The sequence below is a fragment of the Streptomyces sp. PsTaAH-137 genome (assembly GCF_003259365.1).
Taxonomy (GTDB): domain Bacteria; phylum Actinomycetota; class Actinomycetes; order Streptomycetales; family Streptomycetaceae; genus Streptomyces.
Genome location: NZ_QLLY01000014.1, coordinates 205107 through 218194, shown reverse-complemented (window position 1 = coordinate 218194; position 13088 = coordinate 205107). Strand labels below are relative to the sequence as shown.

The following is a 13088-nucleotide window of genomic DNA, read 5'->3' as shown; positions in this document are numbered from 1 at the left end:
GCTGTGGCACTCTCGATCTCGGCCGTGGTGCTGTTCGCGATCATCGTCTTCATCCTGATCAAGAAGTCCGGGCTCAAAGCCGGGCACGCGATCGTCTGTGTGCTCCTCGGCTTCTACCTGGCGAGCTCGTCCATCGCGCCCACGATCAAGGAACTGACGACGAACGTGGCGGACATGGTCGGCGGCATCAAGTTCTAACTGCGGGGTTCTAGGCTGGGGGGCATGACCGAACTGCCCGCCCGGCGTCTGCTCCTCGTGCACGCGCACCCCGACGACGAGTCGATCAACAACGGTGCCACGATGGCCAAGTACGCCGCCGACGGCGCGCACGTCACCCTCGTGACCTGCACCCTCGGCGAAGAGGGCGAGGTCATTCCGGACGAACTGGCCCATCTCGCCCCGGACCGGGAGAACATTCTCGGACCGCACCGTATCGGCGAGTTGGCCGCCGCGATGAAGGAACTGGGCGTCACCGACCACCGCTTCCTCGGCGGCCCGGGCCGCTTCCACGACTCCGGGATGATGGGCGCCGAGCAGAACGAGCGGGCGGGGTCCTTCTGGTCCGCCGACCTCGACGAGGCCGCCGCGCACCTGGTCGCCGTGATCCGCGAGATCCGCCCGCAGGTCCTCGTCACGTACGACCCCGACGGCGGCTACGGCCACCCCGACCACATCAAGGCGCACCGCGTCGCCCAGCGCGCCGCCGACCTCGCCGCCGAGCCCGCCTTCCGGCGCGATCTCGGGGAGCCGCACACGATCGCCAAGATCTACTGGAACCGGGTGCCCCGCACGGTCGTCGAAGAGAGGTTCCGGCGCCTCGACCCCGCGCCGTTCGGCGCCGTCGCCGCCGTCGGTGACGTACCGGGCGTGGTCGACGACGGGCGGATCACCGCCGAGATCGACGGACGCCCGTACCTCGGCCGCAAGGCCGCGGCGATGCGCGCCCACGCCACCCAGGTCGAGGTCGCGGAGGGAGACACGGTGTTCGCGCTCTCCAACGGGCTCGCGCAGCCGCTGTTCGACGTCGAGTACTACGAGTTGGTGCGGGGCGAGCCCGGATCGGCCCACGAGAAGGACCTGTTCGAGACCGCCGAGGGAGCGCACGCATGACGAGCAACGACAGGACCCGGGCGCAGGGCGGCAGCGCCCTCGCCCAGCCGCTCGACCTCCGCATCGGCCGGATCGCCGCGCTCGTCGGTCTCCTCGTGCTCGGCGCCCTGGTCGGCGTCGCGGGCGCGCTGGCCCAAGGCGGCTGGTTCCCGGGCGGGTTGCTGCTCGCACTGCTCGGCGCGGCCGGCGTCTTCCACGGCGGCGCGCGGCTGACCGGCGGCAGAGCCGGGGCCGTGGCACCGGCGGCGGGCTGGCTCGTCGCCGTCATGCTGCTGACCACGAGCCGGCCCGAGGGCGACTTCCTTTTCGGCGCGGGACTCGGCTCCTACCTCTTCCTTCTCGGGGGGATGGCCGTGGCTGTGATCTGCGCCACGATCGGGCTGCCGGGGCAACCACCCGTGCCCGCCGCCCGACTTGGGAAGTGACGTCCCCCTTTGACGGACAACCGCCGCACCCCCGCCGGGCACCTGACGGATATCGACATCGGCCCCACAGGGGATTCACCATCCGTCACACGATGACTTCCCGCCACGGCCAGTATGGTGGTGCGCGCCGCCGAACAGCCCGCGCGAGGTCGAGACGGGCGGCGGAGCCAACCGGGAGAACCTGCCTTGAGTCGTGAAACTGACAGTTCGTCCTCCGGGCCCCAGGGGCGCGGCGCAGCCGCCTACCCGTCCGGGACGCCTCCGTACGGCACGTCCGCGCAGGGCGCGGCGTCCGGGGACGCCGAGCCGACACCGCCGGGCGACCAGGACGGCCCCAAGACCGAGACGACGCTGACCACCCGGATCCGGATCAACATCCCGGGCTCCCGGCCGATCCCGCCGGTCGTGATGCGTACGCCGATGAGCGACGTCGATGGAGGGGCCGGAGGGGCTGGAGGGTCCGACGGTCCCGCCGGGTCCCAGGGGGCCGAGCCGGGCCGCGGTCCCGCCGCCCCGCAGACGCCGCAGGCGCCGGCCGCCGATGTCCGCCCCGCCGCGTCCGCCGGTGCTCCGGCCGACGCCCCACAGCCGGATGCGTCCGGCGAGCCCGAGAAGACCAGCGACTGGTTCGCGCCGCGCAAGACGACCCCGGCCGCCCCGCAGCGTCCGGCCGGCCCGGGCGCTCCGGCCCCCGGCACGGGCGCCCCGCGCGGTACGTCCGCCGGTACCTCCGGCGGCTTCGACGTGTCCGGCGCCGTCGCGGCCGGACCGCTCGGCGGCGGTGCCCCGCAGGGACCGAAGGGTCCGGGCGCGGGAGACCGCGGTGACCTGCCGTACTTCTCCGCGAACGCGAGCGGCAACCCGAACGCGAGCGGCAACCCGAACGGAAACCCGGGCGGGAACGCGCCGGGCGGCCCCGACGGCCCCGGCCGGCCGGGCACCCCGGGCCGTGGCCCCGCGGGCCCCACCGGTGGTCCCGTCACCGGCGACGGCCCGATGCTGACGCCGCCGAGCGCACCGAACCCGCCGGTGGGCCCCGGCGCCGGCGCCCCGACGCCGCCCCGGATGAGCGACGACACCGCGATCCTGACGCCGCAGGTCCCGGCCCCCGAGCCCCCCGGCTCCGGTGGCAACGTCTCCGGTGACACGCTCACCAGCGGCATCCCGGTCGTCCCGCAGCCCGGCCAGGGCGCGGGCCCCGGCTCCCCGTTCGCGCCGCAGGGCCCGGGCGCGGGACCGGTGGCGCACACCCCGCCGAAGCTGCCGGACCCGGTGCAGAGCACCCCGGCCCCCGCGAAAAAGAAGAAGGGCCGCAGCAAGCTGGTCCTGCTCGGCGCGGGCGTCGTCGGCGTGGCCGGTGTCGCCTACGGCGCGGGCCTGCTCATGAACCACTCCGACGTCCCCAAGGGCACCACCGTCCTCGGCGTCGACATCGGCGGCGGCACCCGCGACGAGGCGGCCGCCAAGCTGGAGAGCACGCTCGGCAAGCGCACCGGCGACCCCCTGAAGCTGGAGGTCGACGGCAAGACCGTCGAGCTGAAGCCGGACCAGTCCGGCCTCTCGCTGGACAGCGCGGCCACCGTCTCGGCGGCCGCGGGCAGCGACTACAACCCGGTGTCGGTGATCGGCTCGCTCTTCGGCAACCAGCGGGTCGTGCAGCCGGTCATGCCCGTCGACGAGGAGAAGCTGCACGCGGCGCTCCAGGACGCGGCGGGCGGCAGCGCCGCCTCCGGCGACGGCACGATCAAGTTCGTCCCCGGCAAGGCCGTCGCGGTCTACGGCAAGGCGGGCAAGGGCATCGACGTCGACCAGTCGGCCGGCGCCGTCGCCGAGGCCTACCGGGCGCACGTCGAGACCGGCAAGGACGCACCCGTCCAGGTGGCGACCTCGACCCAGCAGCCGACGGTCCCGAACGCCGAGGTCGACCGGAAGATGAAGCAGTTCGCCGAGCCCGCGATGTCCGCCAACGTCACCATCACGGCGGGCGGCAAGCAGATCGACTTCGGCCCCGCCATCTCCCTGCCGAAGGTGCTCGGCATGAAGGCGGTCGACGGCAAGCTCGTCGAGACGTACAACCTGGCGGCGCTCAAGACGCTCTACGGCAACACCTTCGACGGCGTCCTGATCACCCGCGGCACCGGCAAGAAGACGGCGGTCCAGCCGACCGACGTCGCCCAGGCCATGGGCAAGGCGCTGCTGGGCAGGACCAAGGCCGAGCGCACCGTGGACATCCCCACGAACGCCGGCTAGCCGGACGCACCGCCCGTCCCGCATGACAGATGTCATGCGGGACGCGCGACACGAGGCACTGCCGTACCGCGCCGCCCAGCGGCGACGATGGCGTCATGAACACAGACGCAGCGGTCACCTTCACCGGGGTGACGAAGACGTACGGCGCCGTCCGGGCCGTCGACGGGCTCAGCCTCGCCCTGCACCCCGGCGAGACCGTCGCCCTGCTCGGGCCGAACGGCGCCGGCAAGTCCACCACCCTCGACCTGCTCCTCGGCCTGCGCCCCGCCGACACCGGCGACGTACGGGTCTTCGGCCTCAGCCCGCGCGACGCGATCGTGCGCGGCCGGGTCGGCGCCATGCTCCAGAGCGGCGGCCTGATGGACGAGGTGACCGTGCGCGAACTCGTCCAGCTCGCGGTGGCCCTGCACCCGAAGCCGTACAAGACCGACGACGTCCTCAGCCGGGCCGGCATCACCCAGATCGCCGACCGCAAGGTCAACAAGCTCTCCGGCGGCCAGGAACAGCGCGTCCGCTTCGCCCTCGCCACCGCGGGCGACAGCGATCTCATCGTCCTCGACGAACCGACGACCGGTATGGACGTCTCCGCCCGCCAGGCGTTCTGGGCGACCATGCGCGAACAGGCCGACCAGGGCCGCACCGTGCTGTTCGCCACGCACTACCTGGAGGAGGCGGACGCGATCGCCGACCGCGTCCTCGTGCTGCACCGCGGCCGCCTGCTCGCCGACGGCACCGCCGCCGAGATCAAGGCGAAGGCGGGCGCCCGGAAGGTCTCCTTCGACCTGGAGGGCCCCCTCGACGAGGCCGGCACGGCCGCCATCGAGGCGCTGCCGTTCCTCACCTCCGTGGACATCTCCGGCCAGACGGTCCGCATCCAGTCCACCGACGCCGACGCGACCGTGCACGCCCTGTACGGGCTCGGCGTCTACCCCCGCAATCTGGAGGTCGCCGGGCTGGGCCTGGAGCAGGCCTTCGTCGCCATCACCGAGGCCGAGGAGGCCAAGTCGCGATGAACAGCCTGATCAGACTGGAACTCGTGCGCGCCCTGCGCAACCGCAAGTTCCTCTTCTTCTCCGTCATCTATCCCTCGGTGCTGTTCCTGCTCATCGCGGGCCAGTCCGACAGCAAGGACATCGTCGACGGCACGGGCCTGAACCTGCCCGCGTTCATGATGGTCTCCATGGCGTCCTTCGGCGCGCTCACCGCGGTCCTGATGGGCAACAGCGAGCGCATCGCCAAGGAGCGCGAGAGCGGCTGGGTACGGCAGTTGAGGCTCACGACGCTGCCGGGCCGCGGCTACGTGCTCGCCAAGACCGCGAGCGCCGCCGTCGTCTCGCTCCCGTCCATCGTGATCGTCTTCGTCGTCGCCGCGGTCTTCAAGGACGTACGGTTCGACGCCTGGCAGTGGCTCGCGCTGACCGGCGCGATCTGGGCCGGCAGCCTCTGCTTCGCCGCGCTCGGGGTGGCCATCGGCTACATCGCGAGCGGTGACGCCGTCCGCCCGATCACGATGATCACCTACTTCGGCCTGTCCATCCTGGGCGGCCTGTGGATGCCCACCACGACGTTCCCGCAGTGGCTCCAGGACATCGCCAAGTGGCTGCCCACGCACGCCTACGCGGCCCTCGGCCAGGCCATCGAGCTGGGCGGCGCCCCGCACGCCAAGGACGTCGCGCTGATCGTCGCCTACTTCCTGCTCTTCGCGGGCGGCGCGGCGTATCTGTACCGGAAGGACACGTTGAAGGCGTGAGCACCGAGACGGAGGGCGACCCGACCGGCCGGGTCCCGAGGGTCGGGCAGCCGCCGGAGGGCCGCCGCGAGTTCTTCGTGAAGCTCCTGTGGATCGCCATGTGGCTGGCCTTCCTCGGCAGCCCGGTCGCCGATCTCGCCCAGGGGAACCACGGCGCGGCGGCCACCACCCTCGGCTGCCTGGGCCTCGCGGTGTTCGTCGTCGCGTACATCGGCCTCGTGATGCGGCAGACGGGCCGCCCGCCCGGCCGGTTCGCGGCCCGCGCCTGCCTCACCGTGCTGCCCGTCCTCGCCGTCGTCCTCTCGCTCACCCTCGGGCCCGAGTGGCTGGTCCTGTTCGTCTACGTGTCCGTGGCCCTCGGCGCGGTCCTGCCGCTGCGCCACTCCCGGATCGCGGTCGTCGCGGCGACGGCCGTCATGGTCGGCGTCGGCCTGCTGCGCCACACCGACCCGCAGTACTGGCTCGTCGTCCCGGCCCTGCTCGGCGGCTTCTCCATGATCGGCGTACGGGAACTGGTGCGGACCACGCGGGAGTTGCGGGAGGCGCGGGCGCAGGTCGCGCAGCTCGCCGCCAACGAGGAGCGGCTGCGGCTCGCCCGCGATCTGCACGACCTCCTCGGGCACTCGCTCTCCCTGATCACCCTGAAGAGCGAACTGGCGGGCCGGATGCTCCCCGACCACCCCGACAAGGCGGCCGACCAGGTCGCCGACATCGAGAAGGTCAGCCGCCAGGCCATGGTCGACGTGCGCGAGGCCGTCACCGGCTACCGGCGGCCCCGTCTGACCGCCGAACTCGCGGGCGCCCAGGTCGCGCTGACGGCGGCGGGCATCGAGGCGACGGTGCCGGCCGAGGCCCCGGTCCTGCCCGAGGCCCGGGAGGCGGCGCTCGCCTGGTCGCTGCGCGAGGCCGTCACCAACGTCGTACGGCACAGCGGCGCCCGCCGCTGCGCCGTCGACGTCACCCGTCGCGAGACCCTGGACGGCCCGGTCGTCGAGCTGACCGTGGAGGACGACGGCGCGGGCCCTGCGGGCGCCCCTGCCGGGAACGGGCTGACGGGCCTCGCCGAACGCCTGGTCGCGGTCGGCGGCTCCCTGGACGCGGGGGCGGCCGCCGGGCGCGGGTTCCGCCTGGTGGCCCGGGTCCCGGCGGGCTCCGTAGGATCCGCCGCATGACCACCCCGATCAAGGTGCTGCTCGCCGAGGACCAGTCGATGGTCCGCGAGGCCCTCGCGGCGCTGCTCGGCCTGGAACCCGACATCGACGTCGTCGCCCAGGTGGCCCGCGGCGACGAGGTCCTGGCGGCGGCCCGCGACCACGCGGTGGACGTGGCACTGCTCGACATCGAGATGCCGGGCTGTACGGGCATCGAGGCCGCGGCGCGGCTGACGCGCGAGCAGCCCGGGGTGAAGGTGGTCGTCCTGACCACGTTCGGCCGCCCCGGCTATCTGCGCGGGGCCATGGAGGCGGGCGCGCACGCGTTCCTGGTCAAGGACGCCCCGGCCGCCCAGCTCGCGGAGGCCGTCCGCAGGGTCCTCGCCGGCGAACGCGTCATCGACCCCACGCTCGCCGCGGCGGCCCTGGCCGAGGGCGCCAATCCGCTCACGGACCGGGAACGCGAGGTGCTCCGCGCGGCAGCCGACGGCCGCACCAACGCCGAACTGGCCCGCTCCCTGAACCTCTCCCAGGGCACGGTCCGCAACTACCTCTCGGTGGCCATCCAGAAACTGGCGGTCCGCAACAAGACGGAGGCGGTCCGGGTGGCCGAGGAGAAGGGCTGGTTGTAGCGAGGCTCAGTTCAGCATCGCCCGAGCGGCCCGGGCCTGCCCCAGCACCAGCTCGGCAGCGGCACCGTCCACGGCCCCGACCACCTCCGCGTAGGCCTCCAGCTCGACGGCGCCCAGCACGAACTCACCCCGCTGCACCAACAGCTGGGCCCGTTCGTACCGCAGCCGCGCCGGATGCGAGGGCAGCAGCAGCGACAACTCCACGGCCCAGAGCGACACGTCCGACCGCTCGGGCCGGGTGGCCGCCCACGCCCGTACGTTGTTCAGGATCCGCAGCACGACCTCCAGCGGATCGGCGGGCCGCAGCATCGAGGCGTCCAGCGGCGCCCCCGTCGCCCCGGCCACCAGGAGCTCGGCGTCGGGCCCGGTCAGCACCCGCCCCCCGTCGAACGGATCGGCGAGCACCTGGTGCTCCGTGGGCCCGAACCCGACCACGAAATGCCCGGGCAGCGCCACCCCGTACACCGGGGCCCCGGCCCGCCGGGCGACCTCCATCCACACCACCGACAGCAGGATCGGCAGCCCGCGCCGACGCCGTACGACCTCGTGCAGCAGCGACGACTCGAGCCGCTGGTAGCCGCCCGGCACCCCGTGGAACCCGACCTGCGCCCCGAGCAGTTCGGCCAGCGCCGTCGCCCAGGCCCGCGGCCCGCCCGGCCGGAACGGCAGCCGCCCGGCCAGCTCGTCCAGCTCGATCTCCACGGCGTCCATCCCGGCCTCGTCGAGCCCGTCGTCCGCCTCCGCGGCGAGGAGCAGGCACAGCCGCGCGAGATCGGGCCGCTCGGCCCGGGCCTCCTCGGCGAACCGGCGCCGGAGTTCGGTGGAACGGGGGGACAGGTGCGGGGACATACGTGCCTCGTGCCCTTTCAGGCCGATCGATTAGCGGGCGCGGCGGTGGACAGAACCGCCGATGCCGTCCTGGTGCTCCGGTGCACGGTAGTAGTGGTAGGTGTGATGCGTGGCGAAACCCATGCGGTCGTAGAGCGCGCGCGCCCCCTCGTTGTCCGCCTCCACCTGGAGCCAGGCCGCCGAGGCACCCTCGTCGAGGGCCTGCCGGGCGAGCGCCGTCATGACCTTCGTGGCGAGCCCGCGGCGCCGCTGCGCTGGGTCGACCTCCACGGCGCCGAACCCGGCCCACCGTCCGTCGACCACGCACCGCCCGATCGCGGCGGGCGCACCGCCCTCGCCCGGCACGGTCGCGAACCACACCGACGGGCCGGTGCACAGCACCTTGAGCGCGACCTCGCTCGCCCCCTTGCGCTGGTAGCGCGCGAGCCATTCGGCCGACGGCTGCCGCGTGAGGACGACCTCGGCGCCGGGGTCCGGCTGGTCCCCGACCGGCGCGAGCGCGGCGATCCGCACCTGGGTCGGCGACATGTCCGTCCAGCCGCGCGCGGTCAGTTCCGCGCAGAGCAGTTCCTGGGTCCCCTCGGCGCCGGTCGCCGCCTGCGCGTAGACGGGCAGCCCCCGGGCCGCGTACCACTGACGGACGTGGGCCAGCGCGTCGTCGAGCGGAAGGCCCGGGTCGCCCAGGGGCAGCACGGAGTTGGCCCGTTTGGTGTAGCCCTCGGCGGCCCGCAGCCGCCACTCGCCGAGCGGCTCGCTCTCCAGCGGCTGCCAGGCCCGCGCGCCGACGTGCGCCAGCTCGGCGAAGGTCGCGGAAGGGCCGCGGCGGCGGGCCGGTTCGGCGGGCACCACCTTCCCCGCGACCAGTGCGGAATCCTCGATCGCCACGCGTTCGCCGCCCCTTCGTGTGATGAGCAGCACACCGTCGTTCCACGATGTGAGAACACCGACGGTGTCGGTGAACTTCCGACCCGCGGGTCCGTCCTCGCTCACCCGTCGCACAGAGACGCGTTTTCCCACGTCATCGCCCGAGATGCGGACTTCGAGCCGTCCGCCGGCAGAGAATTCCACAGCTATGCCCACCCCTCCTGTTCGGATCATGGCCGGGAACGGAGATACTAGGTGCGGGCATCGACGACGCCGCGCTCCCGCGCGCCAGGCGGCGGAGCCTGCGGAGGCCCGCCAGCGCCCTATCGAGGAGGAACGACAGCGTGACCTACGTCATCGCGCAGCCTTGTGTCGACGTCAAGGACAAGGCGTGCATCGAGGAGTGCCCGGTCGACTGCATCTACGAGGGCTCCCGGTCCTTGTACATCCACCCGGACGAATGCGTCGACTGTGGTGCCTGTGAGCCGGTCTGCCCGGTCGAGGCGATCTTCTACGAGGACGACACTCCGGAGGAGTGGAAGGACTACTACAAGGCGAACGTCGAGTTCTTCGACGAGCTCGGTTCGCCCGGTGGTGCCTCGAAGATGGGCCTGATCGAGAAGGACCACCCGTTCATCGCCGCGCTGCCGCCGCAGAACCAGTAACTGCGCACAGCGGTACGCACAGGCGCTGCCCCGGTCCCGTACGGCTTCCACTGCCGTACGGGACCGTGGCATTTGTCCACCATTCCGTGAGACCCGTGAGAGAAGTGAGCTGACAGGTGTCCGCAGTCCCGGCCCCCATCGACCGCATTCCGACCTTCCCCTGGGACAAGCTGGAGCCGTACAAGAAGACGGCCGCGGCCCACCCGGGCGGCATCGTCGACCTGTCCGTCGGCACCCCCGTCGACCCGGTCCCCGAGCTGATCCAGAAGGCGCTGATCGGCGCCGCGGACTCGCCCGGCTACCCCACGGTCTGGGGCACCCCGGAGCTGCGCGACGCCCTGGTCTCCTGGTGCGAGCGGCGACTCGGCGCCCGCGGTCTGACGCACCACAACGTGCTGCCGGTCGTCGGCTCCAAGGAACTGGTCGCCTGGCTCCCGACGCAGCTGGGCCTCGGCCCCGGCGACAAGGTCGCCTATCCGCGCCTGGCCTACCCGACGTACGAGGTGGGCGCCCGCCTGGCCCGCGCGGAGTACGTCTCCTACGACGACCCGACCGAGCTCGACCCCACGGGGATCAAGCTCCTGTGGCTCAACTCCCCGTCGAACCCGACGGGCCGGGTGCTCTCCAAGGACGAGCTGACCCGCATCGTCGCCTGGGCCCGCGAGCACGGCATCCTCGTCTTCTCCGACGAGTGCTACATCGAGCTGGGCTGGGAGGCCGACCCGGTCTCGATCCTGGACCCGGAGGTCAACGGCGGTTCGTACGAGGGCCTGGTCACCGTCCACTCGCTGTCCAAGCGCTCGAACCTGGCCGGGTACCGGGCGGCGTTCCTCGCCGGTGACGCGGCGGTCCTCGACCCGCTGCTCCAGATCCGCAAGCACGGCGGCATGATGACCTCCGCCCCGACGCAGGCGGCCGTGGTCGCGGCGCTCGGCGACGAGGAGCACGTCCACGAGCAGCGCGCCCGCTACGCGGCCCGTCGCGAACTGCTGCGCGAGGCGCTGCTGAAGCACGGCTTCCGCATCGAGCACAGCGAGGCGAGCCTGTACCTGTGGGCGACCCGCGGGGAGTCCTGCTGGGACACCGTCGCCCATCTCGCCGAGCTGGGCATCCTGGTCGCGCCCGGCGACTTCTACGGTGAGGCCGGGGCCTCCTTCGTCCGGGTCGCCCTGACGGCGTCCGACGAGCGGATCCGGGCGGCCGTGGACCGGCTCGCCTGACGGTTCCCGAGCACCACGAAGGGGCGCCCCGGACCTGTCACAGGTCCGGGGCGCCCCTTCGTCGATCAGTCGCGCGCGACTCAGCCGAGCGGCAGGCTCTGGACCGGGAGGGACTCGGTCGGCAGGCCGCCCTTGGTCAGGGAGTCGGTGGGCAGACCGCCCTTGGTGGCGGTGCCGGCGGTGTCGCCGACCACGTCGCCGGTGCTGCCGGCCAGGTCGCCCGCGGCCTTCTGCGCCGCCGGGGTGGCGGTCTTGGCACCCTTGCCGACCGTCTTGCCGGCCGCCGGAACGGCCTTCTTCACGGCCTTGCTCCCGGTGTCACCGGCCATGCCGGTGGCGTTCTGGGTCGCTCCGTCGACGGTGTTGCCCAGGTTCGCGCCGTCCAGCGCGGTCACACCACCGAGGTCGGGCGTGGCCGGCAGTTCGGCAGCGCTCGCGGAGCCGGCCGCACCGACCACGGGTGCCGCTCCTGCCGCAAGGAGCAGCGCGGCCTGGGCGATCCGACGGGTCAGGGGGAGGGACATGATGCTCCTTAGACGGGAGAGAACGTTTGGTGCCCGGTCACCGTGCGGCGTTGCCGTGCGGCGGTCGGACGCCCAGACAACAGGCCGACGCCCCGGGAAGGTTGCGGGTCGGCAACGTAAAGGGTTGGCAATGCGTCGCATTATCTGCTGCGGATAAAAACGGGCAAACGCCGCCGCCCGCGCGGGCCCGAAAACCGCCGGAAGCCCCTTGTCCCAAGGGGATCGTGGCCCGCGCCGAGCCTCGCCCGAGCGCAGGTCCGCTACGCCCGCCGGACGAGATCCGCGTGCCCCTATCGGGTGACAGTCCGTACTCCTGCCCAGTGGCGATTCGAACCGCGCCGACGGCCGCGCGCCGCGACGGCTTCGACGGGTTCGGTGCCGTGTGCCGCTTCTGCCCGTTTCCCCGGCGGTCCACTCCCGGCCCGCGCGGAAGACCCGGGACGGGCGACGGCGGCCGGGTGCCTCCCGTCTAGGATCGGCGCCATGGATCGCACGCTTGACCTCACCCAGGACGCCGCCCGCCTCACCGCCCAGCTGGTCGACTTCGCCTCGCCCAGCGGAAGCGAGAAAGAGCTCGCGGACGCCGTCGAGGAGGCCCTGCGCGCCCTGCCGCACCTCACCGTCGACCGGTACGGCAACAACGTGGTCGCGCGGACGAACCTGGGCCGCGCCGAGCGGATCATCCTGGCCGGCCACATCGACACGGTCCCGATCGCGGACAACGTCCCCTCCCGCCTCGACGAGGACGGCGTCACCCTGTGGGGCTGCGGTACCAGCGACATGAAGTCGGGCGTCGCGGTCCAGCTCCGGATCGCGCGGACCGTCACCGAGCCCAACCGCGACCTCACCTTCGTCTTCTACGACAACGAAGAGGTCGCCGCCCACCTCAACGGGCTCGGGCATGTGGCCGACGCCCACCCCGACTGGCTGGAGGGCGACTTCGCGATCCTCCTGGAGGGCACCGAGGGCCTGGTCGAGGGCGGCTGCCAGGGCACGCTGCGCGTCATCCTGAAGGTCTCGGGCGAACGGGCGCACTCCGCGCGCGCGTGGATGGGCAAGAACGCCATCCACGCCGCGTCCCCGATCCTGGAGCGCCTCGCCGTCTACGAGCCCCGCAAGCCGGTCGTCGACGGCCTGGAGTTCCACGAGGGCCTGAACGCCGTGGCCATCGAGGGCGGGCTCGCCAAGAACGTCATCCCCGACGCCTGCTCCGTCACGGTCAACTTCCGCTACGCCCCGGACCGTTCCATGGAGGACGCGGAGCGGTTCGTCCGGGACTTCTTCGCCGGCTGCCCCATCGACGAGTTCATCGTCGACGACCACACCGGCGGCGCCCGGCCCGGCCTCAACCACCCCGCGGCGGCCGCCTTCCTGGCCGCCGTCGGCGGCGAGGCGCGCCCGAAGTTCGGCTGGACCGACGTCTCCCGGTTCAGCGCCCTCGGCGTGCCCGCGGTGAACTACGGACCGGGCAACCCGATCTACGCCCACAAGATCGACGAGCGGGTGGACACCCGGCTGATCCTGGAGGGCGAGAAGGTCCTCGCCGCCTGGCTCACCGCTCCCTGATACGTCGGGGTCCCTCGCATGTAACCCGCGTAGACCTACCCTTGCTCTACGTAAGTGCGTGATGACTGCGCAGGAAGGGAGC

The 13088-nt window shown here is 72.7% G+C and carries 14 protein-coding genes; 11 read left to right on the top strand and 3 right to left on the bottom strand.

What is annotated here, in order from left to right:
* Positions 1-3 precede the first annotated feature (3 nt).
* The 8 genes from K377_RS28705 to K377_RS28670 all read left to right on the top strand — a co-directional run bounded on the left by K377_RS28705 (position 4) and on the right by K377_RS28670 (position 7318).
* Positions 4-198 carry a hypothetical protein gene (locus tag K377_RS28705; protein WP_111666458.1) on the top strand — a complete coding sequence of 65 codons (195 nt, stop codon included), beginning with the start codon at positions 4-6 and terminating at the stop codon, positions 196-198.
* A 24-nt stretch (positions 199-222) separates the two neighbouring features.
* A complete protein-coding gene (gene mshB, locus K377_RS28700; RefSeq protein WP_111666457.1) occupies positions 223-1110 on the top strand; it encodes an N-acetyl-1-D-myo-inositol-2-amino-2-deoxy-alpha-D-glucopyranoside deacetylase in 888 nt (295 codons plus the stop codon).
* Positions 1107-1535, top strand: a complete 429-nt coding sequence (locus K377_RS28695) for a DUF6113 family protein (RefSeq protein WP_111666456.1) — start codon at positions 1107-1109, stop codon at positions 1533-1535. The genes mshB and K377_RS28695 overlap by 4 nt, the downstream gene beginning before the upstream one ends.
* Positions 1536-1721: 186 nt before the next feature.
* The gene (locus tag K377_RS28690) at positions 1722-3785 is read left to right on the top strand and encodes a hypothetical protein (RefSeq protein ID WP_111666455.1); all 2064 of its coding nucleotides are present in this window, start codon (positions 1722-1724) and stop codon (positions 3783-3785) included.
* 95 nt (positions 3786-3880) lie between these two features.
* Positions 3881-4798, top strand: a complete 918-nt coding sequence (locus K377_RS28685) for an ABC transporter ATP-binding protein (protein WP_111666454.1) — start codon at positions 3881-3883, stop codon at positions 4796-4798.
* The gene (locus tag K377_RS28680; protein WP_111666453.1) at positions 4795-5535 is read left to right on the top strand and encodes an ABC transporter permease; all 741 of its coding nucleotides are present in this window, start codon (positions 4795-4797) and stop codon (positions 5533-5535) included. Before K377_RS28685 ends, K377_RS28680 begins: the two co-directional genes overlap by 4 nt.
* Positions 5532-6707 carry a sensor histidine kinase gene (locus tag K377_RS28675; protein ID WP_258395149.1) on the top strand — a complete coding sequence of 392 codons (1176 nt, stop codon included), beginning with the start codon at positions 5532-5534 and terminating at the stop codon, positions 6705-6707. Before K377_RS28680 ends, K377_RS28675 begins: the two co-directional genes overlap by 4 nt.
* Positions 6704-7318, top strand: coding sequence for a response regulator transcription factor (locus tag K377_RS28670; protein ID WP_111666452.1), 615 nt, complete (start codon positions 6704-6706; stop codon positions 7316-7318). The genes K377_RS28675 and K377_RS28670 overlap by 4 nt, the downstream gene beginning before the upstream one ends.
* Before the next feature lie 6 nt (positions 7319-7324).
* Here the strand turns inward: K377_RS28670 and K377_RS28665 are convergent, their stop codons facing one another.
* Together K377_RS28665 and K377_RS28660 are read right to left on the bottom strand one after the other, a co-directional pair.
* Positions 7325-8167, bottom strand: coding sequence for a transglutaminase-like domain-containing protein (locus K377_RS28665; RefSeq protein ID WP_111666451.1), 843 nt, complete (start codon positions 8165-8167; stop codon positions 7325-7327).
* A 30-nt stretch (positions 8168-8197) separates the two neighbouring features.
* The gene (locus K377_RS28660) at positions 8198-9235 is read right to left on the bottom strand and encodes a GNAT family N-acetyltransferase (RefSeq protein WP_111666450.1); all 1038 of its coding nucleotides are present in this window, start codon (positions 9233-9235) and stop codon (positions 8198-8200) included.
* Between the two features lie 140 nt (positions 9236-9375).
* On the opposite strand from K377_RS28660, the gene fdxA reads away from it, so the two are divergent.
* Both fdxA and K377_RS28650 read left to right on the top strand, forming a co-directional pair.
* Positions 9376-9696 (top strand): ferredoxin, encoded by a 321-nt coding sequence (fdxA, locus tag K377_RS28655; protein ID WP_111666449.1) that lies wholly within the window; start codon positions 9376-9378, stop codon positions 9694-9696.
* 116 nt (positions 9697-9812) lie between these two features.
* Positions 9813-10916, top strand: a complete 1104-nt coding sequence (locus tag K377_RS28650; protein ID WP_111666448.1) for a bifunctional succinyldiaminopimelate transaminase/glutamate-prephenate aminotransferase — start codon at positions 9813-9815, stop codon at positions 10914-10916.
* 80 nt (positions 10917-10996) lie between these two features.
* On the opposite strand, the gene K377_RS28645 is transcribed toward K377_RS28650, so the two are convergent.
* A complete protein-coding gene (locus K377_RS28645; RefSeq protein ID WP_111666447.1) occupies positions 10997-11440 on the bottom strand; it encodes an ATP-binding protein in 444 nt (147 codons plus the stop codon).
* A 483-nt stretch (positions 11441-11923) separates the two neighbouring features.
* On the opposite strand from K377_RS28645, the gene dapE reads away from it, so the two are divergent.
* Positions 11924-13006 carry a succinyl-diaminopimelate desuccinylase gene (gene dapE, locus K377_RS28640; protein ID WP_111666446.1) on the top strand — a complete coding sequence of 361 codons (1083 nt, stop codon included), beginning with the start codon at positions 11924-11926 and terminating at the stop codon, positions 13004-13006.
* Positions 13007-13088: the final 82 nt, after the last annotated feature.

What these genes read in the sequence shown, in the direction of transcription:
- mshB (WP_111666457.1), top strand. Translation starts at nt 223, where the DNA reads ATGACCGAACTGCCCGCCCGGCGTCTGCTCCTCGTGCACGCGCACCCC.
- K377_RS28695 (WP_111666456.1), top strand. Translation starts at nt 1,107, where the DNA reads ATGACGAGCAACGACAGGACCCGGGCGCAGGGCGGCAGCGCCCTCGCC.
- K377_RS28685 (WP_111666454.1), top strand. Translation starts at nt 3,881, where the DNA reads ATGAACACAGACGCAGCGGTCACCTTCACCGGGGTGACGAAGACGTAC.
- K377_RS28680 (WP_111666453.1), top strand. Translation starts at nt 4,795, where the DNA reads ATGAACAGCCTGATCAGACTGGAACTCGTGCGCGCCCTGCGCAACCGC.
- K377_RS28670 (WP_111666452.1), top strand. Translation starts at nt 6,704, where the DNA reads ATGACCACCCCGATCAAGGTGCTGCTCGCCGAGGACCAGTCGATGGTC.
- K377_RS28665 (WP_111666451.1), bottom strand. Translation starts at nt 8,167, where the DNA reads ATGTCCCCGCACCTGTCCCCCCGTTCCACCGAACTCCGGCGCCGGTTC.
- K377_RS28645 (WP_111666447.1), bottom strand. Translation starts at nt 11,440, where the DNA reads ATGTCCCTCCCCCTGACCCGTCGGATCGCCCAGGCCGCGCTGCTCCTT.
- dapE (WP_111666446.1), top strand. Translation starts at nt 11,924, where the DNA reads ATGGATCGCACGCTTGACCTCACCCAGGACGCCGCCCGCCTCACCGCC.